The sequence below is a fragment of the Prevotella merdae genome (assembly GCF_900290275.1).
GTDB classification, from domain to species: domain Bacteria; phylum Bacteroidota; class Bacteroidia; order Bacteroidales; family Bacteroidaceae; genus Prevotella; species Prevotella merdae.
This window is the reverse complement of sequence record NZ_LT985325.1, coordinates 195,059-218,334: the sequence shown is the minus strand read 5'-3', so window position 1 is coordinate 218,334 and position 23,276 is coordinate 195,059. Positions and strand designations below refer to the sequence as shown.

21 protein-coding genes and 1 tRNA gene are annotated in these 23,276 nt (G+C 46.1%); 20 read left to right on the top strand and 2 right to left on the bottom strand.

Features of this window, described 5'->3' with window-relative positions; all coding sequences use genetic code 11:
* Positions 1–4: 4 nt before the first annotated feature.
* The 7 genes from C9991_RS13225 to galE all read left to right on the top strand — a co-directional run bounded on the left by C9991_RS13225 (position 5) and on the right by galE (position 6,276).
* Positions 5–853: an RnfABCDGE type electron transport complex subunit B gene (locus C9991_RS13225; protein WP_106813000.1), complete on the top strand. Its 849-nt coding sequence runs from the start codon at positions 5–7 to the stop codon at positions 851–853.
* Positions 853–2,196, top strand: a complete 1,344-nt coding sequence (gene rsxC, locus C9991_RS13220; protein ID WP_106812999.1) for an electron transport complex subunit RsxC — start codon at positions 853–855, stop codon at positions 2,194–2,196. The genes C9991_RS13225 and rsxC overlap by 1 nt, the downstream gene beginning before the upstream one ends.
* 126 nt (positions 2,197–2,322) lie before the next feature.
* Positions 2,323–3,318 carry an RnfABCDGE type electron transport complex subunit D gene (locus C9991_RS13215; protein ID WP_106812998.1) on the top strand — a complete coding sequence of 332 codons (996 nt, stop codon included), beginning with the start codon at positions 2,323–2,325 and terminating at the stop codon, positions 3,316–3,318.
* The gene (locus tag C9991_RS13210; RefSeq protein WP_106812997.1) at positions 3,315–3,890 is read left to right on the top strand and encodes an RnfABCDGE type electron transport complex subunit G; all 576 of its coding nucleotides are present in this window, start codon (positions 3,315–3,317) and stop codon (positions 3,888–3,890) included. The genes C9991_RS13215 and C9991_RS13210 overlap by 4 nt, the downstream gene beginning before the upstream one ends.
* A 12-nt stretch (positions 3,891–3,902) precedes the next feature.
* Positions 3,903–4,484: an electron transport complex subunit RsxE gene (rsxE, locus tag C9991_RS13205; protein ID WP_106812996.1), complete on the top strand. Its 582-nt coding sequence runs from the start codon at positions 3,903–3,905 to the stop codon at positions 4,482–4,484.
* 49 nt (positions 4,485–4,533) lie between these two features.
* Positions 4,534–5,133 carry an electron transport complex subunit RsxA gene (gene rsxA / locus C9991_RS13200; RefSeq protein ID WP_106812995.1) on the top strand — a complete coding sequence of 200 codons (600 nt, stop codon included), beginning with the start codon at positions 4,534–4,536 and terminating at the stop codon, positions 5,131–5,133.
* A 105-nt stretch (positions 5,134–5,238) separates the two neighbouring features.
* Positions 5,239–6,276, top strand: coding sequence for a UDP-glucose 4-epimerase GalE (galE, locus tag C9991_RS13195; protein WP_106812994.1), 1,038 nt, complete (start codon positions 5,239–5,241; stop codon positions 6,274–6,276).
* A gap of 112 nt (positions 6,277–6,388) precedes the next feature.
* Here the strand turns inward: galE and C9991_RS13190 are convergent, their stop codons facing one another.
* Entirely contained in the window at positions 6,389–7,432 is a 1,044-nt protein-coding gene (locus C9991_RS13190; RefSeq protein WP_106812993.1) for an esterase-like activity of phytase family protein, read from the bottom strand.
* Positions 7,433–7,636: 204 nt separating this feature from the next.
* On the opposite strand from C9991_RS13190, the gene C9991_RS13185 reads away from it, so the two are divergent.
* From C9991_RS13185 to C9991_RS13135, 12 genes are all read left to right on the top strand, one after another.
* The gene (locus C9991_RS13185; protein ID WP_106812992.1) at positions 7,637–11,455 is read left to right on the top strand and encodes a DUF4922 domain-containing protein; all 3,819 of its coding nucleotides are present in this window, start codon (positions 7,637–7,639) and stop codon (positions 11,453–11,455) included.
* Positions 11,452–12,726, top strand: a complete 1,275-nt coding sequence (locus C9991_RS13180; protein WP_106812991.1) for an MFS transporter — start codon at positions 11,452–11,454, stop codon at positions 12,724–12,726. The genes C9991_RS13185 and C9991_RS13180 overlap by 4 nt, the downstream gene beginning before the upstream one ends.
* Positions 12,727–12,739: 13 nt before the next feature.
* On the top strand, positions 12,740–14,071 hold the full coding sequence (locus tag C9991_RS13175; protein ID WP_106812990.1) for an MFS transporter: 1,332 nt from the start codon (positions 12,740–12,742) through the stop codon (positions 14,069–14,071).
* A gap of 15 nt (positions 14,072–14,086) precedes the next feature.
* Positions 14,087–15,148: a pyridoxal phosphate-dependent aminotransferase gene (locus C9991_RS13170; protein WP_106812989.1), complete on the top strand. Its 1,062-nt coding sequence runs from the start codon at positions 14,087–14,089 to the stop codon at positions 15,146–15,148.
* A 2-nt stretch (positions 15,149–15,150) separates the two neighbouring features.
* Positions 15,151–15,879: a phosphocholine cytidylyltransferase family protein gene (locus C9991_RS13165; protein WP_106812988.1), complete on the top strand. Its 729-nt coding sequence runs from the start codon at positions 15,151–15,153 to the stop codon at positions 15,877–15,879.
* 32 nt (positions 15,880–15,911) lie between these two features.
* Positions 15,912–16,727 carry a LicD family protein gene (locus C9991_RS13160; protein WP_106812987.1) on the top strand — a complete coding sequence of 272 codons (816 nt, stop codon included), beginning with the start codon at positions 15,912–15,914 and terminating at the stop codon, positions 16,725–16,727.
* Positions 16,728–16,756: 29 nt separating this feature from the next.
* A complete protein-coding gene (pyrB, locus tag C9991_RS13155; RefSeq protein WP_106812986.1) occupies positions 16,757–17,701 on the top strand; it encodes an aspartate carbamoyltransferase in 945 nt (314 codons plus the stop codon).
* Positions 17,702–17,737: 36 nt separating this feature from the next.
* A complete protein-coding gene (gene pyrI, locus C9991_RS13150; protein WP_106812985.1) occupies positions 17,738–18,196 on the top strand; it encodes an aspartate carbamoyltransferase regulatory subunit in 459 nt (152 codons plus the stop codon).
* Positions 18,197–18,241: 45 nt separating this feature from the next.
* Positions 18,242–19,522, top strand: a complete 1,281-nt coding sequence (gene glyA / locus C9991_RS13145) for a serine hydroxymethyltransferase (protein WP_106812984.1) — start codon at positions 18,242–18,244, stop codon at positions 19,520–19,522.
* Between the two features lie 83 nt (positions 19,523–19,605).
* Complete coding sequence (locus C9991_RS13140) at positions 19,606–19,809, top strand: FeoB-associated Cys-rich membrane protein (RefSeq protein ID WP_106812983.1); 204 nt, start codon at positions 19,606–19,608, stop codon at positions 19,807–19,809.
* Positions 19,810–19,916: 107 nt separating this feature from the next.
* A tRNA-Cys gene (locus C9991_RS16755) sits at positions 19,917–19,987 on the top strand.
* Between the two features lie 103 nt (positions 19,988–20,090).
* Positions 20,091–21,650 (top strand): LamG domain-containing protein, encoded by a 1,560-nt coding sequence (locus C9991_RS13135; protein WP_106812982.1) that lies wholly within the window; start codon positions 20,091–20,093, stop codon positions 21,648–21,650.
* A 22-nt stretch (positions 21,651–21,672) separates the two neighbouring features.
* Here C9991_RS13135 and C9991_RS13130 read toward each other — a convergent pair whose 3' ends face one another.
* On the bottom strand, positions 21,673–22,149 hold the full coding sequence (locus C9991_RS13130) for a low molecular weight protein-tyrosine-phosphatase (RefSeq protein ID WP_106812981.1): 477 nt from the start codon (positions 22,147–22,149) through the stop codon (positions 21,673–21,675).
* Between the two features lie 134 nt (positions 22,150–22,283).
* Here C9991_RS13130 and mnmL point away from each other — a divergent pair, with 134 nt between their 5' ends.
* On the top strand, positions 22,284–23,219 hold the full coding sequence (gene mnmL, locus C9991_RS13125; protein ID WP_106812980.1) for a tRNA modification radical SAM protein MnmL/YtqA: 936 nt from the start codon (positions 22,284–22,286) through the stop codon (positions 23,217–23,219).
* Positions 23,220–23,276: the final 57 nt, after the last annotated feature.

Below are 23,276 nucleotides of genomic sequence, written 5' to 3'. Positions count from 1 at the left end.
AATTATGAATTACATCCTTACAGCACTCGTCGTTCTTGGCGCTATAGCCATTATTGCGGCTGTTGTGCTATACGTATGCTCCAAGCGCTTTGCCGTAACCGAGGACCCTCGCATAGGCGAGGTGGCGCAAGCCTTACCACAAGCCAATTGTGGCGGATGCGGCTTTGCTGGTTGCTCTGGATTGGCTGCCGCCATTGTAAAGGCAGCTGACAATGGCTCTATAGAAGGATTGGCATGCCCTGTAGGCGGAAACGAGACAATGAAGAAGATAGCCAACATACTGGGAATGACTGTTGCAGAAGGCGAACGACGCATTGCTGTAGTGCGCTGTCAGGCCGATTGCAACAAGCGCAAGACTATAGCCCAGTATGACGGACTGAATACCTGCCGTGCCATGAATGCATGTGGCATGGGCGAGACAGCATGTGGATATGGCTGTTTAGGTTGTGGCGATTGTGCCGAGGCCTGCTCTTTCGGTGGCATAAAGATTAACGAGGAAACCAGACTACCCGAGGTTGATCCCGACTTGTGCACAGCATGCGGCGCCTGCGCAAAGGCATGTCCACGAGGCATAATCGAATTGCGGCCACGCGGTCCTAAGGACAAACGTCTATACGTAAGTTGCCAAAACAAAGACCGAGGTCCAGCTGCAGTCAAAGCTTGCGACGTATCGTGCATAGCCTGTGGCAAATGTGCCAAGGAGTGTGCCTTTGATGCTATCTCTATAGAAAATAATCTGGCCTACATCGACCCAACCAAGTGTCGCATGTGTCGCAAATGCGAGAAGGCATGTCCACGACATGCAATAGTGAGCGTCAACTTTCCCCCATTAAAAACATTACAAGCAGAATAATGAGAACATTCAGAATAGGCGGAATACATCCCGAGGAAAACAAGCTATCAGCAGAAATACCTACTGTTGCAGCCCCGTTGCCTAAGCAAGCAGTGTTTCCTCTGTCTCAACATATCGGCGCACCTGCCAAACCGGTAGTACAAAAGGGCGACCACGTAAAGGTAGGTACACTCATTGCCGAAGCCGGAGGCTTTGTGTCGGCACCTATATATAGTAGTGTGTCGGGCACTGTATTCAAGGTTGACACAACCATAGATGCATCAGGCTATCGCAAGCCTGCAATCATAATAAACGTAGAAGGCGATGAATGGGAAGAAACTATCGACCGCTCTACAAAACTTGAGCGTGTGGCAGACCACACCGAACTGACACCCGAGGAGATTGTAAACCGCATTAAATGGGCTGGCGTTACAGGTATGGGTGGTGCCGGATTTCCTACCTTCATAAAGCTTATGCCTCCTCCGGGATGCACAGCCGAATGCGTGATATTGAACGGTGTGGAATGCGAGCCATACATAACAGCCGACTACCGATTGATGATGGAGCATGCCGACGAGATACTTGTTGGTCTGGATCTATTGATGAAGGCTGCCAAAACCAACCGCGGATACATTGGCATCGAGGCCAACAAACCCAAAGCTATAGCCCTATTCAAGGAGAAGACAAAGAATAATGACAATATAGAAATTGTTGAACTGAAACAGAAATACCCACAAGGTGGCGAGAAGCAACTTGTAGATGCTGTGATAAACAGACAAGTGCCCGCGCCTCCTGCCATACCGGTAAATGTGGGCGCCATTGTGCAGAATGTGGCAACAGCATTCGCAGTATACGAGGCTGTTATGAAGCATAAACCGCTGTTCGAGCGCTACACCACCGTAACAGGAAAGGAGATGGCAAAGCCCGCCAACTTTCTTGTACGCATGGGAACACCGGCAAGCGAGCTGATAGAGGCTTGCGGCGGACTGCCTGTAAGCGAGAACAAAGTGTTGTCGGGCGGACCTATGATGGGCAAGGCACTTATATCCATCGACGCTCCTATCGTTAAGGGCTCAAACAGCATAACCGTAATAAGCGGACGCGAGGCCAAACGCCATGAGCCAGGACCATGCTTGCGTTGTGCCAAGTGCGTAGATGTCTGCCCTATGGGACTCGAACCTTACCTGCTTGCAACAGCATCATCAATGAAGATGTGGGATAAGTGCGAGGAAGAACTTATAACATCGTGCATCGAGTGTGGCTCGTGCCAGTTTACATGTCCCGCATTTAGACCGCTGCTCGACAATATACGCATAGGCAAGCAAAGCGTAATGGCAATAATAAAGGGAAGGGCTAAGAAATAAGAGACAACAAATTATTTCATCGCCAACCCCTTTAACGTAAAACAATAACAAAACAAGAGCATAACATAGAATACCGGCAAACGGATTCTTCACTCTTCACTTTTCACTCTTCACTTAATACACCGCATGTCAAACCTCATAGTTTCACTATCACCCCACATACACGGCGGCGACTGCACAAAGCGCAATATGTACGGCGTGATATTCGCCCTAATGCCAGCCTTGATTGTGTCGTTTGCCTATTTCGGCATAGGCTCGGTAATAGTCTGCCTGTCAAGCATAGCAGCATGTATGCTAACCGAATGGGTAATAACCAAGTATATGCTGCACCGCAAGCCTACTCTTGACGACGGTTCGGCTGTAATAACAGGCCTATTGCTTGGTATGAACCTTCCCTGTAACTTGCCTGTAGGCATCGTTATACTTGGAGCTGTTGTGGCAATAGGTATAGGCAAGATGACATTCGGAGGCTTGGGTTGCAACCTTTTCAATCCGGCTCTTGTGGGCAGATGCATGCTGCTTGTAAGCTTTCCAGTACAAATGACATCGTGGCCTGTTGTTGGTCAGCAGATGAGTTATACTGACGCTACAACTGGAGCAACACCACTTAGCCTTATGAAGAAAGCCATCAGCTCTGGCGACGCATCCGTGCTCGACTCTATGCCAAGCTCGCTGCATCTGTTGCTTGGCAATAATGTCAATGGCGGAGCAGGCACTATAGGCGAGGTATGCGCCTTGGCTTTGTTGTTAGGTTTGGCGTTTATGCTTTGGAAGAAGATTATCACATGGCATATACCTGTGAGCATCATCCTCTCGGCATTCGTATTTGCATCGGTGTTGCACATAGCCAACCCCATCTATGCCGACCCAATATCAGTTGTGCTTACCGGTGGTATGATGCTTGGAGCCATATTTATGGCCACCGACTATACCACATCGCCTATGACCCGACGCGGACAACTGATATACGGTACAGCAATTGGCTTGCTAACCATAGTAATACGCAACTGGGGAGCCTACCCAGAAGGCATGTCGTTCGCTATTCTGATAATGAACGCCTTTACGCCACTTATCAACAACTATTGCAAACCTAAACGATTTGGGGAGGTACTGAAGAAATGAAGAAGCTAAAGTCTACATTGCCCAACATGGTCATAGTATTGACATGTGTGGCTCTGATAACAGGTGGCCTGCTTGCTTGGGTAAACCACGTAACAGAAGCGCCTAAACTTGCCGAGCAACAACGTTCACTTGCCGCCGACATTAGTAAGGTTATGGGCGGCAAAACAGTAAAGGAGACTGACGTAAAGAACATAACAAAAGAGTTTGACGGAAAGACTTACGAGTTTGTTGTACACTACGTGGCCCTGACAAACGGCACCCCATTGGGCAAAGCAGTAGAAAGTACCACAATGGGATTTGGAGGCGACCTTACAGTTCTTGTAGGACTCGACCTTCAAGGCAAGGTGCTTGGTTATGCCATACGACAAACATCAGAGACTCCAGGCTTAGGCATCAAAGCCGAAGAATGGTTTCAGAAGGACGGCAAGGGAAGCATCATCGGTAAAGATCCACTGAGCAAAAGCTTCGCCGTATCAAAAGACAATGGCGACATCGACGGCATAACAGCCTCGACAATAACATCGAGAGCCTTTCTAAAGGCTGTTAGACAGGCATGTGAAGCAACAGAATAAAACAACGAACGTATGAACTATATCAAAACAATAACCAACGGCATTATAAAGGAGAACCCAACCTTTGTGCTTCTCCTTGGAATGTGTCCTACACTTGCCACCACCACATCGGGCATCAACGGCATGTCTATGGGACTGGCAACAATGTTTGTGCTGATATGCAGCAACTTCGTTATATCGCTCATTAAGAATGTAGTGCCCGACATGGTGCGCATACCTGTGTTTGTAGTTGTGATAGCAGCCTTTGTATCTACGCTGCAAATGCTTATGGAGGCTTATCTGCCAAGTATCAACAAGTCGCTGGGCATATACATACCGCTTATAGTAGTAAACTGCATCATCCTTGGCAGAGCCGAGGCTTTTGCCTGCAAGAACAATCCACTTGCAAGCATATGCGACGGCATTGGCATTGGATTAGGATTTACCTTTGCACTTGCATTACTCGGTGCTGTGCGCGAGCTGATAGGTGCCGGCACACTGTTCGGCATAGCCTTGCTGCCCGAGACATGCAACGTATTGTTGTTTGTATTGCCTCCGGGAGCCTTTATCACACTTGGCTATCTTATAGCTATAGTAAACAAGCTTAGAGGCTAAACACTACACAAGCGTGATAAAAATGACATAACATTACAACATCAAAGAAATGGAATACATACTAATCTTCATATCGGCGATATTCGTAAACAACATCGTCTTGTCGCAGTTCTTAGGCATATGTCCGTTCCTCGGAGTGTCGAAGAAGGTAGACACGGCTATGGGTATGGGCGCTGCCGTGGCTTTCGTACTTACGCTTGCCACAATAGTAACGTTCCTCTTACAGCAGTTTGTGCTGGTTCCGCTGCACATCGAGTATCTGCAAACCATATCGTTCATCCTGGTAATAGCATCGTTGGTGCAGATGGTAGAGATTATACTGAAGAAGATATCTCCCCCACTCTATCAGGCTCTTGGCATATTCTTGCCGCTCATCACAACCAACTGTGCCGTGCTTGGTGTGGCAATTCTTGTGATACAAAAGCAATTCTCGCTTATCGAGAGTGTTGTGTATGCTTTCTCTACAGCCATAGGCTTCGCACTTGCGCTAATTGTGTTTGCTGGTCTGCGCGAACAGCTTGCACTTACCAATGTGCCTAAAGGCATGCGCGGCATGAGCATTGTGCTCATCACAGCAGGCTTGCTGTCGTTGGCATTTATGGGATTCAGCGGTGTAGACAATGGTCTGAAGGCTATCTTTGGCAACTAAACGCCACGGGCTAAAAGCCCAAAAGATATCAGCAACATACATTGTTCTGAAAAGCCCCACATACATATTGACTTAATTTTTAACCAACCATTAATATTAAACAAAATGAAACAAACAATCTTAGTAACTGGTGGAACCGGTTTTATCGGCTCACACACTACTGTAGAACTAATCGAAGCTGGCTACAAAGTAGTTATCGTTGACAACCTGTCAAACTCAAAGATCGAGGTACTCGACGGCATTGAGAAGATCACTGGCGTTCGTCCTGCATTCGAGCAGGTAGACCTTCGCGACTTTGCTGCCACAGAGGCTGTCTTCGCTAAGTATCCAGACATCGAGGGTATCATTCACTTCGCTGCGTCAAAGGCTGTAGGCGAGAGCGTACAAAAACCTTTGCTCTACTATCGCAACAACATCGTCTCGCTTGTCAACCTTCTTGAGCTCATGCCTAAGTATAATGTCAAGGGCATTATCTTCTCGTCAAGCTGCACTGTTTACGGTCAGCCTAAGCTCGAGAACCTGCCTGTAAAGGAGGATTGCCCACATCAGAAGGCTACATCTCCTTATGGCAACACAAAGGAAATCAACGAGCAGATTATCACCGACTACATCCACAGCGGTGCAAATATCAAGAGTATCGTTCTGCGCTACTTCAACCCAATAGGAGCTCACCCATCTGCAGAGATTGGCGAATTGCCAAACGGTGTGCCTAACAACCTCATTCCTTTCGTAACCCAGACTGCTATGGGTATACGTAAAGAGCTTACCATCTTCGGTAACGACTACAGTACTCCTGACGGAACATGTATCCGCGACTATATCTATGTAGTAGACCTTGCTAAGGCTCACGTAGCTGCAATGCGCCGCGTACTCGATGAGGAGACTGAGCCATTAGAGTTCTTCAACATTGGTACTGGTAAGGGCAACTCTACTCTCGAGATTGTAAACACATTCGAGAAGGCAACTGGCGTTAAGCTTAACTGGAAGTTCGGTCCACGTCGTGAGGGCGATATCGAGGAAATCTTCGGCAACGTAGAGAAGGCTAACAAGGTTCTCGGTTGGAAGGCTGAAGCTAAGCTCGACGATGTTCTTCGCTCAGCATGGAAGTGGCAGGAGAAGCTTCGTGCTGACGGCGTAATGTAATAGACAATCGTCATTAAATATTTATCGGGTCTAAAGAAAGTCGCTTGGCTTTCTTTAGACCCGATTTTGTATAGCTCGTTAAATAAAAAAAGAAATATCAGATTTGACTCGCCTATTGTTTCTTTATTACAATAGTCTTAAACCAATCCTTAAGCACTCCCGCATATCCGTCCTGCGAGTCGCTTACAAGCACTACCACCTGGTCGCCATTCTCCAACTTCGGTCCAAGACACATGCCCTCGTAATTAGCCCATTGATATTTGGTTATGCCAAGCTTGGTGCGCCATGATGTCAACAGATGTTTAGTTACATAAGGAGCTCCAGGCTCCAATTCCTTGTCAAGAGCATATGGTGTTTCAATATACGGATCGACTACATACAACTTGCATTGGCAGAAAGCACCAAGCTTAATGTGAGGGATGAAAGCCTCGCGTTCGAGCACCAACAGTTTGCCATCTGGCAAGACACATAGCTCGCTAACACCCATGACGTACGTCATAGCCCTCTTCATCGTTGTGGGCATATCCATCTTGTATAGATACGACACGGGCGAAGCGTTGCGCTTATTGGTCCAGTCGAAGGATATCAGACGCAGTACATTGTTATGCGGGTCTTGCGTTGTAGCCGGTTTTCCGTCGCGTAGCATAGTACTCTCGTTTATAGTCCAAAGTCGGTGATGCACGCTATCGTAAGCTGCCGACTCGAAAACATAGTTGGGATAGAAATCAGACCTAGGCATAGACCATTCCCACAGACCTTGGTCAACATTATCGCTGTTAAGCATATACTCCTTCAACCTATACTTACCCTCGCTTGCTATAACCACAGTCGAGTCGGACACACGCGCAATAGCCTCGTTGTCGAGCGATATAGTATCCACCCTTCCTTGCGGTCCAAGATATTCGGCCTGCAACAGTTCGCCAGTCTGTTTGCTTATATACAGACGTACATTAAAATAAAGAGCCGAGTCCGACTTATCACTCACCATCGCATAGACATCGTCGCCAAGCGGAGTGATGCCGCTGTAGTTGCCAGGTGGAATTGTATTTGCAAAACTCTTCTGCTGATGTTCTCGTACCAAACTCCATTTGCCATTATCCTGGGCGCAAAGTATTGCCGAACACGCAAAGAATACCAAAAAGACATATTTCCTCATGTTGTAAATCGTTTGTTTGTATTTTTCATTGACAAAAATAGCTTTTTGATTTCAATGTGCCAAAATCCAAATCAGCCTATTAACCTACATTAACTAATGAAATAGCATCGTCACCAATAAATAATATCGCTGTTAAGGCAGATGCTTAGAATATTTTGTGTAATTTTGCCATACAATAACCGAAATAAATACAAACTAATAACAATGAGAGAGAAAATTGACTGCTTTATGCCTTGTTGCGATTTGTCCGACATAAAGGAAACGCTGCAAACGCTAAGACAAAGCAAGACCATACAACATATAAATCTGCTGATTGACGATGAAGCAAATGCAAGCCTTGACAAAAGCAGCGCCGACGACTGTACTTTCATTACAATCGGCAGCCTCGCATCTACTAAGACATTGCTTGATATCGACGCCCATACCGACGCCGACTATGTGCTTCTTAGCCTTAAAACCACACCCGTAAGCCTTGGTTTGCATGCTCTTGAACGCCTGTTGCGCGTAGCTACAGACAGTGGAGCTGGTATGGTATATGCCGACAGCTATATTAAAAAGGAGGATAAGGTAGAGAAACATCCCACTATTGACTATCAAGTGGGAAGCATACGCGACGATTTTGACTTCGGCCAGCTATTGCTTATCCGCTCGTCATTGTTGCACGAATATGCAGCACAACGCTCAAATACATCATACGAATGGGCTGGACTTTACGACTTCCGCCTATTCATCAGTCGTAAGGCACAGATTTTCCACATTAACGAGTATCTATATACTCAGATAGAAACCGACTTGCGCAAGAGTGGCGAACGTCAGTTTGATTACGTAAATCCACGCAACCGCGATGTCCAAGTTGAGATGGAACAAGTGGCAACCAAGCATCTTGACACCATAGGGGCATTGGTAGACACGGCACATTATACACGTCCCGACTTCAGTGAGCAAGACTTCGACTTCGAGGCATCTGTAGTTATACCTGTATACAACCGTGCTAAAACGGTGGCAGATGCCGTAAACTCGGCTCTATCACAGAAGACAACATTCAAGTTCAATGTAATTGTTGTAGACAACCATTCTACCGATGGCACAACAGAGATACTCAACTCTATTGCCGAAACCGACAAACGCCTTGTACATATCGTACCAACACGCACCGATCTCGGTATTGGCGGTTGCTGGAATATTGCAATAGACGATATGCGATGCGGTAGATTTGCCGTCCAGCTCGATAGTGACGACCTATACTCATCACCACAAACGTTGCAGCGCATCGTTGATGAGTTTCATCGTCAAGGGGCTGCCATGATCGTAGGAAGCTATCGTATGTGCAACTTCCAACTTGAAACATTGCCTCCAGGCCTAATAGACCATCGCGAGTGGACCGACCTAAATGGTCCGAACAATGCCTTGCGCATAAACGGACTTGGCGCTCCACGTGCTTTCTTTACACCAATATTGCGCCAGATACAATTTCCTAATACAAGCTACGGCGAGGATTATGCCCTTGGACTTGCCTTCTCGCGCAAGTATCGTATAGGCAGAATATTCGACGAACTGTATCTATGCCGCCGTTGGGACGGCAATAGCGATGCAGCCCTTAGCATTGAACGACAGAATGCAAACAATCTGTATAAGGACCGTCTACGCACTCTTGAGATTGCCGCACGTCAGCAACTATCGTCTGGATGCACTGATACTACAGCCGACAGCTCGCTGCAACGCTTCTTTAACCGACAACTTGAGTTGTGGGAAGATGCACGTCAACACTTCCGTGACCTGCAAAACGTAAAGACACGCGAGCTTACTTGCGGCGAGATAACAATTAAGTTGCAGTTTAACCCGGCACGAATGGTGTCTACCGGAGCAAGTATCGACAAGAAGAGCATAGCTCAGCGTCCTTGTTTCTTATGTGAGCAGAACCGTCCAAAGGAACAGATGCAGAAGCAGATAGACAAGAACTTTACACTTCTTGTCAATCCATTCCCTATCATGCCGCAGCATTTCACTATCGCCTTGCGTGCACATCGCCCACAGAGCATTGGCATCAACTATGGCGAAATGTACAAATTGCTTAACATCTATCCGGCTCTAACCGTGTTCTATAACGGTCCTAAGTGTGGAGCATCGGCACCTGATCATATGCACTTCCAAGCTATATGCTCAGGCTTGTTACCATTGCAGACCGATTGGGCTCGACTTAGCCGTGATATGGAGGTACTTATAAAGAAGGACGATAAAGGCGAGATTGCTGCTATACCAACTGCTATTCCGCTATTTGTTATACGCTGTACCGACACGGCTACTGGCGAACAACTGTTCCGTATACTACATTCTGTACTGCCTATGCACGGCGGCGACACCGAGCCTATGATGAATATTGTGGCATGGCGCGATGGTGACAGCTATATAACAATTGTTATTCCACGTGCTAAACATCGTCCCGACTGCTACTTTGCCGAAGACGATGCCAAGCGAATCATTAGCCCGGGGGCTATAGATATGTCGGGATTCATCGTTACACCACGACATGAAGACTTCGAGAACATTACTGCCGACGAGGCTCTTGAAATATTAAAGGAATGTGGTATGCGCCAGCAGGATTTCAAGGAAACAGTAGAAAAGCTGCGCATGCGTGCTGAAGACCAGCTCAGCTCTACTGCTCACTTTGCCGGAAAGCAACCATCTGTATCAGTAGGCATTGTAAGCGGAGCCAAGATATCATTCTCGCTCAATAAGCCGTATATGGCTAAGGGAAACCTTATTGAAGGCGAACAGATTGTTGAATTCCATGAGGGTGGCATCATGTGGAACGGCAACCAGTACAGAGAACTAACCTTCCATCCACAGTCGACCGATGCTTCATTCTCATTACACGACGTTACAATAGGCGTGAATTATCACTGGGAACGTCAGGAGACACAGACATTCCTTGGAACACTGCGACTTGTTGTCGACTCGGATATGGTGTGCGCCATAAACGAATTGCCTGTTGAATCGTATCTGGAAAGCGTTATATCAAGCGAGATGCGTGCCACATCAAGCCTAGAACTGCTAAAGGCTCATGCTGTGATATCACGTAGTTGGCTGCTATCACAAATAGAGCAACGACGCAAGCAGCAGACAGGTGCCGGACAAAACGGATTCTTCTCGTTCATAAGAAAAGACGACGAGCTAATAAAATGGTACGACCGTGAGGACCATACCATATTTGATGTATGTGCCGACGACCACTGCCAACGCTATCAGGGTATAACAAAGGCAACAAGTCCTAACGTTGCACAGGCTATACACGAAACTCGTGGACAGATTCTTATAGATGGCGACGAGATATGCGACGCACGTTTCTCCAAGTGTTGCGGAGGTGCTACAGAGGAGTTCCAGTATTGCTGGGAGAATATAAAAAAGCCTTATCTAATTGGAGTAAGAGACTGGGTGACAAGCGAAGACGGATGCAGCGGCAAGAACATTGATACTGCCAAGCTGCCTGATCTAACTATTGAGGCTAATGCTGATAAATGGATTCGCACATCACCTGAGTCGTTCTGCAACACCAACGACAAGAAGATTCTGTCTGAGGTGCTTAACGACTACGACCAAGAGACAACCGACTTCTATCGCTGGCATGTAACCTACACACAGGAACAGATTAAGAATCTCTTGTCAAACAAGTTGAAGATAGAATTCGGCGACATTGTAGACATCATACCAATAGAACGTGGTACAAGCGGACGTATAAGTAGACTGAAGATTGTGGGCACAGAGCGTACATTTACAGTAGGCAAGGAACTTGAGATTCGTCGTGCTCTTAGCGAGTCGCATCTATATAGCAGTGCGTTTGTGGTAGACAAGGAAGACATAAAGAATGGTGTGCCACAAACCTTCCAACTTACAGGAGCCGGATGGGGACATGGCGTAGGCATGTGCCAGATTGGTGCTGCTGTTATGGGTGCCAAAGGTTATAAGTACGACAACATCTTGCTGCACTACTATCGTGGCGCGGAGATAAAGAAGATATACAAATGATGAAGACCAATCCGTGGGCATGGATTCCCACACTGTATTTTGCTGAGGGACTGCCCAACATCATCGTAACAGCCCTGTCTGTATTTATGTATATGCAGATGGGACTGAGTGATGCCGACGTGGCATTGTATGCCGGATGGCTTTGTCTGCCGTGGGTGTTGAAGCCATTATGGAGTCCGTTTATAGACATCCTAAAAACCAAGCGTTGGTGGATACTGACAATGCAGATGCTCATTGGAGGTGCATTGGCTGGTATTGCCTTTACGTTGCCAACAGCATTTTGGTTTCAAGGCACAATGTTCTTTTTCTTCTCCATGGCTTTTGCCAGTGCCACACACGACATAGCCGCAGATGGCTACTACATGCTGATGCTTGACGAGCACAACCAAACCAAATATGTAGGACTAAGAAACACTTTCTATAGACTTGCCGTTGTGTTTGTCAATGCTGGTCTTGCCAAACTTGCCGACAAGCTTGAGAACTATTTCAATATGAGTGTTGTGTACACATGGACCTTGGTATTCTATGGTCTTGCAGGTCTGTTCATCTGCATATGGCTCTACCATAGTCGTGTAATGCCACGCTCTGACGAAGATGTTGCCACACAAAAGAAAGCGTCCGATATTGCAAGAGAACTGAAGTCGATGTTTATAACATTCTTCAGCAAGTTCGAATTAAAGGATACCATCTTTGCCATGGTGTTCCTCTTGCTGTATCGCTTTCCTGAGGCATTGCTAAATACAATGACCAAGACATTTCTAATGCGCCCAAGTACAGAAGGCGGACTCGGACTTACACTTGGTGAATATGGTTTTGCCCAAGGATTTGTAGGCATAATAGGCTTGCTTCTTGGCGGCATCATAGGTGGCGTATTAGTTAGTAGAGACGGCATGAAGAAATGGCTTTGGCCTATGGTTTGCGCCATAACATTGCCCGACGTGGTGTACATATACCTAAGCTATACACTCAACTCCAACATTTGGCTCGTATCATCGTGCCTATTTGTTGAACAATTTGGATATGGATTAGGCTTTACGGTGCTAACGCTATATATGCTGTACTACTGCAAGGGAAAGTTTCAAACATCCCACTACTCTATATGTACTGGCATTTCCTATCTCGGACTGATGCTTCCAGGTATGGTGTCGGGATATATAAAGGATATTGTAGGCTACCAAACCTTCTTCATCATCGTCATGGCATGCTGCCTAATCACATTCATCGTTACGGCGTTCTTGAAGATAGACCCAGACTTCGGAAAGAAGAAATAAAAAAACAAACCACATGACAGACAACACAACAACCAACAACACCAAAACTACGGCACCGCGCCGTATGCGTTGGTCATGGTTTCCGTCGCTGCACTTCGGCGACGGTATGTTGCTGTCTGTCCTTGTGCTTACCACTATTATGATGCGTAGATACGGACTGAATAACAGTCAAATTGCACTCTACGTATCGTTGTTAGCCATACCTTTTACGCTACGACCATTATTCGAAATGGTAGTAACTTACTTCCGTGGCACAACCAAAGTATGGATTCTTTCGGCAGAGTTCATATCTGCACTATCACTATGGTTGGTTGCATTCACGCTGCCAACTTCATATTGGCTGCAAGGCACACTATGTTTTATGCCTTTTGTTGTTGTATCAGGAGTGTTCTACAGCATTGCTGCCAACCGCTTCTACACCGATGACGAAGCAACAGCCAACCATCAACACCGTCTGTTTGCACTATTATCCAAGAGCCTTGCCTTGCTTTTTGGCATTGGCGTAATGACAATGTTGGCAGGCAATATGGAGGTGGTTACGCGCAACGTGCGCTATTCGTGGAGCCTTGTATTCTACATAATGGCAGGCGTTGAGTTCTGTATCTGGCTTTGGCATAGCATATTCCTACCAGGTGGCAAGAAACCTGTAGTAGCCAAGAAAGATATATTCGGATTGCATGGTCACGACCATGTCAAAGCAGTAGACCTTATGATGCAAGGCTGGCGCAACCGACTGATGCTATGTTTCTTCTTAATATTTATGCTGCCACTATCGCTCACCATTATCATCGTACCCCTATTCCTTATAGATATGACACACAATGGAGGGTTGAGCCTTGCCCCACAAGAGTTAGGACTGGCTTTAGGCACAGTGGGAGTAGTAGCCACATTTGTAGGACGCTGGATTGGAAAACTTGCTATAAGGCGCTGCCAATGGAAAGAGTGTATTATACCAATGTCTACAGCACTACTTACATACAGCATCCTACTCGAAAATCTAAGCAACAACATAGCCTACTCACTGTTTGATGTGTGTGGCATAATGTTGGCATGCGGTATAGCTATTGGCTTTGGCAGCAATGCCTATACAGCCATTGTCGAACTGTTTGCAACAAAAGACGGAAGCCAGTTAAGGCGAGCCACAGCAGCAAGCTTAACTTGGACAACAACAATAGTAGCTGGAGTGTTTGCCGGACTGATACAAATGGACATTGGCTACCGTCAATTCTTCCTTATTGCCATAGCCGCCAGCGTTGCTTCGGTGACTTTAGCAGTAATATTCTTTGTTTTTCGGAGCAAACTTACTGCTAACTCAGAAAATTGCACTACCTTTGCATCTAAATAAAAAATAATCATTATAATGAATAAAGAGTTGAATTATCTCGATAGGAACGAATTCAATTTCACCCCATCAGACGAAGTTGTGAACGCTATAAAAAACTTCGACATACGCAAGCTTGCATTCTACACCCGTATCTACGATGAGGGTAAGAAAAGTATATTCTCCGAATTTCTTGCCGAATACTATGGTATCGACGAAAAACAGATTCTCCTTGGTTATGGTGCCGAGGACCTTCTGAAGATGGCTGTTCACTACTTCCTTACAGGCGAAGATGGCAACCGCAAGATGTTCATTCCAAAGTTCTCTTGGTGGTATTACAAGTCTATAGCCGACGAGGTTAACGGTAATACAATGCTTTATCCCGTGTACGAAACTAACGACTCCTTTGCCTACGACTTCGAAGCTTTGAAGAAGATGATAGACGAAGAGCAGCCTAAGATTATGCTTGTAGCATCGCCCAATAACCCAACCGGCAACGGTCTGACCGTTGACGAGCTTGAGCTTCTTGCACAGATGTTGCCAGAAACATCGGTAATGCTTGTTGACGAGGCTTACGCCTCGTATGTAACATCCGACATAAGCTACATAAAAGATATGATTGAGCGCCATCCTAATATCATCTTCTGCCGCACACTGTCTAAGTTCTATGGCCTCCCTGGCTTGCGTTGGGGATTTGGTTTTGTAGGAAAAGGCGAGATGATGGAACGCTTTGGCCGTTATGCCAACAAATATCTCGGCTACGACCGTCTATCCGAAGAGGTGGCTATAGCCGCAATTAAATCGGAAAGCCATTACCGCGAAATAGCCAATGTAATGGACGAGGCACGCGCTATGTATACCGAGGAGATTGGCGCCTTGCCAGGATTTAAGGTTTACAAGTCTATTGCCAACTTCATCCTAATTAAATATCCTATTGAGTTGAAGGAGGCTTTGGAGGCTGAGTTTGCTAGCCAAAGCTATAAGGTAAAGTTTATGAACGAGCCTGACATCAACACACATATGCGCATAACACTCGGACGCCGCGAGCAGAACCGCCTTGTGTGCGATGTAATTAAGCGCATTGCACTAAACAACAAATAAAGATGAAAGCAGTGATTCTTGCAGCTGGTATGGCTTCGCGCCTTCGCCCGCTTACCGATAAATGCCCTAAGTGCCTGCTTAGTGTTGGCTCACGCACATTGCTTGAGCGTACTGTAGACAGCATCAAAGCAATAGGTATAAACGATTTGACTGTTGTTACTGGTTATCGCGAGGAGATGATACGCAACTTCCTCACCAATCATTATCCAGACATGAAGCTCACCTTCATACAGAACAACGACTACCAAACCACCAACAACATATACTCGTTGTGGCTGGCACGTCCAAGTGTCGATGCTGAAGACTTCATTTTACTAGACAGCGACATACTCTTCGACCCAGCTATTGTTGCACGCATAGCACAAACAGAAGGCACTGCTCTTGCCGTAAATACACATAAGCTTGGCGAGGAAGAGATGAAGGTTATAGCTGGAGCCGACGGTATGGTGACAGAGATAAGCAAGACACTCGACATAGCAAAGGCAATGGGCGAGTCGGTTGGCATAGAGAAGATTGACGCAGTATACAGCAAGGCGCTATATAGCGAACTTGAGCAGATGATAGAAAACGAGAAACTTGTAGACATATTCTACGAGCGAGCCTTTGAGCGCCTTATACCTCAGGGACACAAGTTCCGTGCCGTCAACACCACAGACCTCTTCTCTATAGAGCTTGATACCGTAGAAGACTTCAATCAGGCAAATGAGCTTATACCAGCAAGCCTCATCTGAAAAAAAACTTGTCTAACAGAAACTATTGCAATATGGCGAATTACAACATCAACGATGTACACAAGCATATACTTCGCATTGCCAAGACTCTGCACTCGGTATGCCAAGAGCACAACCTGCGTTACTATATCTGGGCAGGTACAATGATTGGCGCCATACGTCATAAGGGATTTATTCCATGGGACGACGATATTGACATTGCTATGCCACGTGCCGACTACAATCTTCTTATAAAGAATGCAAAACAGTGGCTGCCGCAACCATTCGAGTTTGTATGTGCCGAGAACGACGATCAATATCCATTGCCATTTGGTAAGATACAGGATGCATCAACAACCCTTATCGAACGTATGCACCTTAAATATATAGGTGGCATATACCTCGATGTGTTTCCTATTGACGGTGCACCCGAAGGTTGGCTTAAACGCAAGATGCATTTCGCCAAGTACGAGTATTATAAGCGTGTGCTCTACCTCATACATCGCGACCCATACAAGCACGGTCACGGACCAAGTTCATGGCTTCCACTGCTGTGCCGAAAGATATATAACATGAAGCAGATTCAGGAACATATCAAGACTCTGCTACAGAAATACGACTACGACAAGTGCCGACTGGTTGCCGACTATGATGATGGCAGCAAAGGCACATTGCTAAAGTCGACACTTGGAACACCTACACCCTACACCTTCGAGGACACAATGCTTAACGGTGTGGCCGACTACAACACATACCTATCCAATAAGTATGGCAACTATATGGCAATACCACCGTTAGAGCAACAAAGACAGCACAACTTCCACTATTTGGATCTTGAGCATTCGTATAAGGATTTTCAAGGAAAATAAGCAACAACCATTAATTCTAAAATAAACAAATGAGACACGATTTTGTTACAATCGCCGACCTTTCAAAGGAGAAGATAATGTACCTCCTTGAAATGGCACATGAATTTGAGAAGCATCCTAATCGCGAACTTCTTAAAGGCAAAGTGGTAGCGACTCTCTTCTTCGAGCCGTCCACACGTACACGTCTTAGCTTTGAAACAGCAGCCAATCGTCTTGGCGCACGTGTTATAGGTTTCTCTGACGCAAAGGCTTCGAGCGTTTCTAAGGGCGAAACACTGAAGGACACAGTGCTTATGGTTTCCAACTATGCCGACGTCATCGTTATGCGCCACTATGTAGAAGGAGCAGCTCAATATGCAAGCGAAGTAGCTCCAGTGCCTATCGTCAATGCTGGCGATGGTGCACACATGCACCCTTCACAGTGTCTCCTTGACCTCTACTCTATATACAAGACTCAAGGCACCCTCGACAACCTCAACATTTATCTTGTAGGCGACCTGAAGTATGGACGTACCGTACACTCGCTCATCACAGCAATGCGCCACTTCAATCCTACATTCCACTTCATAGCTCCTAAAGAGCTTGCCATGCCGGAAGAATATAAAATATATTGCCGCAACCATGGTATCAAGTATGTTGAGCATACCGAGTTCAACGAAGACATCATTGCCGATGCCGACATTCTCTATATGACACGCGTGCAGAAGGAACGTTTCTCCGACCTTATGGAATACGAGCGCGTAAAGAATGTATACATCCTAAAGCGCCAGATGCTTGCAAAGGCCAAGCCTAACATGAAGATTATGCATCCGCTACCTCGTGTAAACGAGATTGCATACGATGTTGACGAGAGCCAGCACGCTTACTACATTCAGCAGGCAGGCAATGGTCTGTTTGCTCGCGAGGCTATCTTCTGCGACGTTCTTGGTATATCGCTCGACGATGTAAAGAACGACAAGACCATCATTGAGTAGTAATGTTTATTTTATTATATCAATTAATCTAAAAAAATGAACAACAAGACAGAACGACTGGTAGCCGCTATCAAGAACGGTACCGTTATCGACCATATTCCAGCAGAGAAGACTTATGAGGTTGTTAGTCTTCTGAAACTCCAAACATTGGAGAATCCTGTAACCATTGGCTACAACTATCCTTCAAGCAAGATAGGACGCAAGGGCATTATCAAGGTGTCGGACAAGTTCTTCACAGATGAAGAAATATCACGTCTATCGGTTGTAGCGCCTAATGTGGTGCTCAACATAATCAAAGACTATGAGGTTGTTGAGAAGAAAACCGTAGTAACACCTAACGAACTGCGCGGCATTGTTAAGTGCAACAACCCAAAATGCATTACCAATAACGAGCCAATGCACACCGTTTTCAACGTGGTAGACAAGGTGCACGGCATACTTAAGTGCCACTACTGCGACAAGGAACAATACATAGAAAATGTAGAATTGGTATAAGCTTCTCTACATTATTATATATAAACCCTTAAAACCCTAAGCAATATGAAAAGAGACCAAGTAGTTTTCGACCTTATCGAGAAAGAACACCAGCGTCAGTTGAGAGGCATTGAACTTATCGCCTCAGAGAACTTTGTCAGCGACGAAGTGATGGAAGCAATGGGATCGTACCTTACCAACAAGTATGCCGAAGGCTATCCTGGCAAACGCTATTATGGTGGTTGTCAAGTTGTGGACGAAGTAGAGAATCTTGCCATCGAGCGCATTAAGGAACTCTTTGGTGCAGAGTATGCAAATGTGCAGCCTCACTCTGGTGCACAGGCCAACGCTGCTGTGCTGTTGGCAGTACTTAAGCCAGGCGATACATTCCTCGGACTTAACCTTGCTCACGGCGGTCACCTTTCTCATGGCTCAAGTGTAAACACATCTGGCATTCTATATAATGCCATTGGCTACGACCTCGACCCTGAGACTGGACGTGTAAACTACGACCATATGGAGCAACTTGCTATTGAGCATAAGCCTAAGCTTATTATTGGTGGTGGTTCGGCTTACAGCCGCGAGTGGGACTACAAGCGTATGCGCGAGATTGCCGATAAGGTTGGTGCTCTTCTGATGATAGATATGGCACACCCAGCCGGATTGATTGCTGCCGGATTGCTCGACAATCCTGTTAAGTATGCACATATTGTGACATCTACAACACACAAGACTCTGCGTGGTCCACGTGGCGGTATCATCCTCATGGGTAAGGATTTCGAGAATCCTTGGGGTCTTAAGACACCGAAGGGAGTTACAAAGATGATGAGCCAGTTGCTCAACTCGGCAGTGTTCCCTGGTCAGCAGGGCGGACCACTTGAGCATGTTATCGCTGCCAAGGCAGTTGCATTTGGCGAAGCACTAAAGCCTGAGTTCAAGACATGGGCCAAGCAAGTACAAACCAATGCGCGTGTATTGGCCGAAGAGCTTATAAAGCGTGGTTTCACCATAGTTAGCGGTGGTACCGACAACCATTCTATGCTTGTAGACTTGCGCTCTAAATATCCCGACCTCACAGGTAAGGTAGCCGAGAACGCCCTTGTTGCAGCCGACATCACTGTTAACAAGAATATGGTGCCTTACGATTCGCGCAGCGCATTCCAGACATCTGGTATACGTCTTGGTACACCTGCCATAACAACACGTGGTGCAAAGGAAGATCTTATGGTACTTATTGCCGAACTTATCGAAGAAGTGCTCAATGCTCCTGAGGACGAGGCTGTAATAGCACGCGTTCGCCAGAAAGTTAACGAGACGATGAAGAACTATCCTCTCTTTGCTTGGTAAACAAGGCGCCTTAGGGCGACATATATAATAGGAGGTACGGCTTGAAGTCGTACCTCCTACGTTTAACCTATATTTTATACATTATGATTCAATACGCCATTGTCTTCCTGCTCCTATTCCTTGCCATTGCATACACAATACGTCGTATAAGACAAACATTTCGCGAGTCGAAAAGTGGATGCTACGGATGCAAAGGATGCGCCATAAAGGAACAAATGATGAAGAAACACGCTAAAAAAGACCCTAAAACAAAGAAATATGAATGTTTTAAGGAAAAAGGCGCATAAATATTTGGTAGTTTGAATAAATAATACTACCTTTGCACTCGCAATTAAGAAACAACACTACTTGCAACAAACAACAAGACAGAATGTTTCAATAATAAATGCAATTTGGTACCTTGGCCGATCGGTTAGGTAACGGTCTGCAAAACCGTGTAGAGCAGTTCGACTCTGCTAGGTACCTCTTTAAGCTAAGCGGAAATTCCTTACGGAATTTCCGCTTTAATTGTATAATGCCCCCTACCCTAACTCAGCAATATATATATAAAAGACAAACAACTAAAGGGATGAACAAGATAACTATTATCGGCATATTATTATTCGCACTCTTTGCCATTAATGCCAATGCTCAAACCAGTCGCCGAACCATAGAGCGATGGTCTACCGAAGCGGTTAAACAGATAACACTTATCGGTCGCAAGCCAACTGTTGATGTTCTTGACTCGCTTGCCAACAATGCCGAAGTTAGTGTGGAAATGCTTAGCCGAATGGGCGATCCTGACGACAAACGCCAGTCGGCTGCATGTCTTAAGCTTATAGACCATATTGTAGACTATAGCCAAACCACTACCGGACGACGCTATACCGACATAGTGAGAAGTGGATTAAAGAAGGCTCTCGACCGCAGCTACGAACCCAACGTACAGCTACACATTATGAACCAACTTGCACGTTGTGTCAAAAAAGGCGACGCTGCGCATATAGCTATGTACCTTGAGGTGCCAGAACTTGCACCTACCGCATACAATATTCTTCTTAATATGAACGACATCGATGACATAATAGCCGATGCTGCTGCCGCCCAACCTGGCATAAAGAACAAGGTAAAGGAGATACTCGACATACATGCCGGAAAGAAGAAGACGCCTGTTGCAATTGTAACAAAACCCAAACCCGAAGCTCTGCCATTCTGGACAGAAAGTCTAGACAAGGTCATAGCCGATGTGGCAAGCAAGACAACAGACGATGCAAACAAAATACTGATAGACAATAAGCCTGAGGATGCCATGCCTTTGCTGATAAAGCTTGCAGCTAAAAAACAAGGAGACGAGCGCAATGCCATTATAGCACGTTTCCTTATTACAGCCGAACGCACTGCAACAAGCGGTGACTTAATGTATCTTTTACTGCGTGATGCTGATGAACTGACAACCGACGATTACATTCGCCAGCGTATAATTGTTGCTCTTGGCTACACACATTGTCCACAGGCAATAAGCTATCTACGTAAATACTATGGCAACAAAGCATATGCCGACGCGCTTGCTGTAGCTACCACAGAGCTGATAGCCTATCAACCCGAAGCCAATGCCGGACGTATGGTAAGCGCTATGCTATATGCAGCCAAGCAGTCTTACATACATCACTACGACGAAAAGGACGTAGACACACGCATCGATCAGGTGCTTGCGGCAATAGACAACTGGCATGCCGAAGGCGGATACAATATGGCTCATACCGAAGTGACACGTATGGAGAAACGAGGCTTCTGGGTTATACACGACCAACTGGCCGACTTTAACCTTGCTTTTGACTGGCTATCAGAAGGCACTCTAACGCTTAGCCTACGCTCTATGCCTGTGCTTATGTTTAACAAAGAAAAGGGACTTAAGCTTGTAGGCGATAGCAAATGGCACAAGTACGATACTATTGGCGACTGGTCTACCGCCAATATAAGCGTGAATGGCGATAACATCACAGTGAGTGTAAACGGACAGAAACTTATAGATGGAACCAAGCTTGTGGCTACCGAAAGCGGTGACCCAATCAACAAACAAGGCTACATAAAGTTTCTTGCCGACGAGCAAGGAGCCACAGTGCGCGAATACTGCTTCCTACGCAAGTAATGGCGCACTGTAGACACCCCTATTAATACATTTCGAGCAAACCCTCACACGCATCCTCTATAAGGTCAAGCGCATAGTCGAAGTCGGATAGGTCGCCATAATAAGGATCAGGCACCACATCGGTACCTTTATGAATTGACAGATAATCGGTAAGCATACACACCTTCTTACGTGCCTCGTCGTTAGGAGCCTTAGATGTTACGATGCGGTAATTGTCACGATCCATAACAAGCAACATATCAAAGTCGTCAAAATCCTCTACACGTATCTGACGCGCTCTACTGTTAAGACGATAGCCACGTAGCGATGCACGCTCACGCATTCTACTGTCTGGCAGCTGACCAACATGCCAATCGCCTATACCAGCCGAATCAATAAAGTAATCAGCATCAAGTCCTGCGGCATGCACTTTTGCCTTCATCACGCCCTCAGCAGCCGGCGAACGGCATATATTGCCAAGACATATAAAAAGGAGTGAGTGTTTCTTTTTCTTTTCCATATTTATTTTCGTTTAAGTTTTAGCTGTACAAATATAGCCAAAAATCCCCTATTTCGGCATTTCTTTACGGCTTTTTCTTCGTACAACCGACTTTTGTTCGTAACTTTACACTTACAATCCAACCCATACCAATTATGCCACACCAGATATACAACGACTACGGAGCATGGATGAGACGCCAATTTCCGTTTCGCGTACAGAAAATCTCCATAGATGCAGGCTTTTCTTGCCCCAACCGCGACGGCCATATATCGCACGGAGGATGCACCTTCTGCGACAACCGCACGTTTAATCCATCCTATTGTCAGCCTTCCAAGTCGATAACCGAGCAAATAACTGAAGGCAAGGAGTTTTTCAGACACAAGTATCCAGACATGAAATACCTGGCCTACTTCCAAGCTTTCTCCAATACTTATGCAACACTCGACACACTGCAACGCCGATACGAGGAGGCTCTATCGGCAGAGGATGTTGTGGGAATAGTGATTGGCACACGACCAGACTGCGTGTCAGACGAGATACTGAACTATCTTGAAAGCCTCAACCAGCAGACATTCATGATAGTGGAATACGGCATCGAATCGGTTAGCGACGATACCCTACGCCGTGTAAACCGCGGACACAACTTCGAATGTTCGCGCCGCGCCATAATAGAAACACATAACCGAGGCATCCTGACCGGTGCACACATTATATTAGGACTGCCTGACGAGTCGGCAGAAGACAATGTGCGCCAAGCCGACATCATATCTGCCTTGCCCATAGACATCCTAAAGCTGCACCAACTGCAGATAATACGCGGCACCCAGCTTGCTGCCGAATACGAGCGCCAACCCTTTAATCTATACACAGCCGACGAGTATATAGACCTGTGCCGACGCTATATCGAGCGCCTGAGACCCGATATGGTGCTCGAACGATTTGTAAGTCAATCGCCCAAAGAACTGCTTGTGGCGCCCAAGTGGGGACTAAAGAACTATGAGTTTGCCAACCGCTTCGTCAATTATATGAAGCGTATGGACTCGTGGCAAGGCAAATATGCCGAACCACAAGACAATGACAAATCTTAAAAAAGCAATATTTGTACGTCCACCTGTATAATATGTCAGAATAAATTATTACTTTTG

What these genes read in the sequence shown, in the direction of transcription:
- C9991_RS13225 (WP_106813000.1), top strand. Translation starts at nt 5, where the DNA reads ATGAATTACATCCTTACAGCACTCGTCGTTCTTGGCGCTATAGCCATT.
- rsxC (WP_106812999.1), top strand. Translation starts at nt 853, where the DNA reads ATGAGAACATTCAGAATAGGCGGAATACATCCCGAGGAAAACAAGCTA.
- C9991_RS13215 (WP_106812998.1), top strand. Translation starts at nt 2,323, where the DNA reads ATGTCAAACCTCATAGTTTCACTATCACCCCACATACACGGCGGCGAC.
- C9991_RS13210 (WP_106812997.1), top strand. Translation starts at nt 3,315, where the DNA reads ATGAAGAAGCTAAAGTCTACATTGCCCAACATGGTCATAGTATTGACA.
- rsxE (WP_106812996.1), top strand. Translation starts at nt 3,903, where the DNA reads ATGAACTATATCAAAACAATAACCAACGGCATTATAAAGGAGAACCCA.
- rsxA (WP_106812995.1), top strand. Translation starts at nt 4,534, where the DNA reads ATGGAATACATACTAATCTTCATATCGGCGATATTCGTAAACAACATC.
- galE (WP_106812994.1), top strand. Translation starts at nt 5,239, where the DNA reads ATGAAACAAACAATCTTAGTAACTGGTGGAACCGGTTTTATCGGCTCA.
- C9991_RS13190 (WP_106812993.1), bottom strand. Translation starts at nt 7,432, where the DNA reads ATGAGGAAATATGTCTTTTTGGTATTCTTTGCGTGTTCGGCAATACTT.
- C9991_RS13185 (WP_106812992.1), top strand. Translation starts at nt 7,637, where the DNA reads ATGAGAGAGAAAATTGACTGCTTTATGCCTTGTTGCGATTTGTCCGAC.
- C9991_RS13180 (WP_106812991.1), top strand. Translation starts at nt 11,452, where the DNA reads ATGATGAAGACCAATCCGTGGGCATGGATTCCCACACTGTATTTTGCT.
- C9991_RS13175 (WP_106812990.1), top strand. Translation starts at nt 12,740, where the DNA reads ATGACAGACAACACAACAACCAACAACACCAAAACTACGGCACCGCGC.
- C9991_RS13170 (WP_106812989.1), top strand. Translation starts at nt 14,087, where the DNA reads ATGAATAAAGAGTTGAATTATCTCGATAGGAACGAATTCAATTTCACC.
- C9991_RS13165 (WP_106812988.1), top strand. Translation starts at nt 15,151, where the DNA reads ATGAAAGCAGTGATTCTTGCAGCTGGTATGGCTTCGCGCCTTCGCCCG.
- C9991_RS13160 (WP_106812987.1), top strand. Translation starts at nt 15,912, where the DNA reads ATGGCGAATTACAACATCAACGATGTACACAAGCATATACTTCGCATT.
- pyrB (WP_106812986.1), top strand. Translation starts at nt 16,757, where the DNA reads ATGAGACACGATTTTGTTACAATCGCCGACCTTTCAAAGGAGAAGATA.
- pyrI (WP_106812985.1), top strand. Translation starts at nt 17,738, where the DNA reads ATGAACAACAAGACAGAACGACTGGTAGCCGCTATCAAGAACGGTACC.
- glyA (WP_106812984.1), top strand. Translation starts at nt 18,242, where the DNA reads ATGAAAAGAGACCAAGTAGTTTTCGACCTTATCGAGAAAGAACACCAG.
- C9991_RS13140 (WP_106812983.1), top strand. Translation starts at nt 19,606, where the DNA reads ATGATTCAATACGCCATTGTCTTCCTGCTCCTATTCCTTGCCATTGCA.
- C9991_RS13135 (WP_106812982.1), top strand. Translation starts at nt 20,091, where the DNA reads ATGAACAAGATAACTATTATCGGCATATTATTATTCGCACTCTTTGCC.
- C9991_RS13130 (WP_106812981.1), bottom strand. Translation starts at nt 22,149, where the DNA reads ATGGAAAAGAAAAAGAAACACTCACTCCTTTTTATATGTCTTGGCAAT.
- mnmL (WP_106812980.1), top strand. Translation starts at nt 22,284, where the DNA reads ATGCCACACCAGATATACAACGACTACGGAGCATGGATGAGACGCCAA.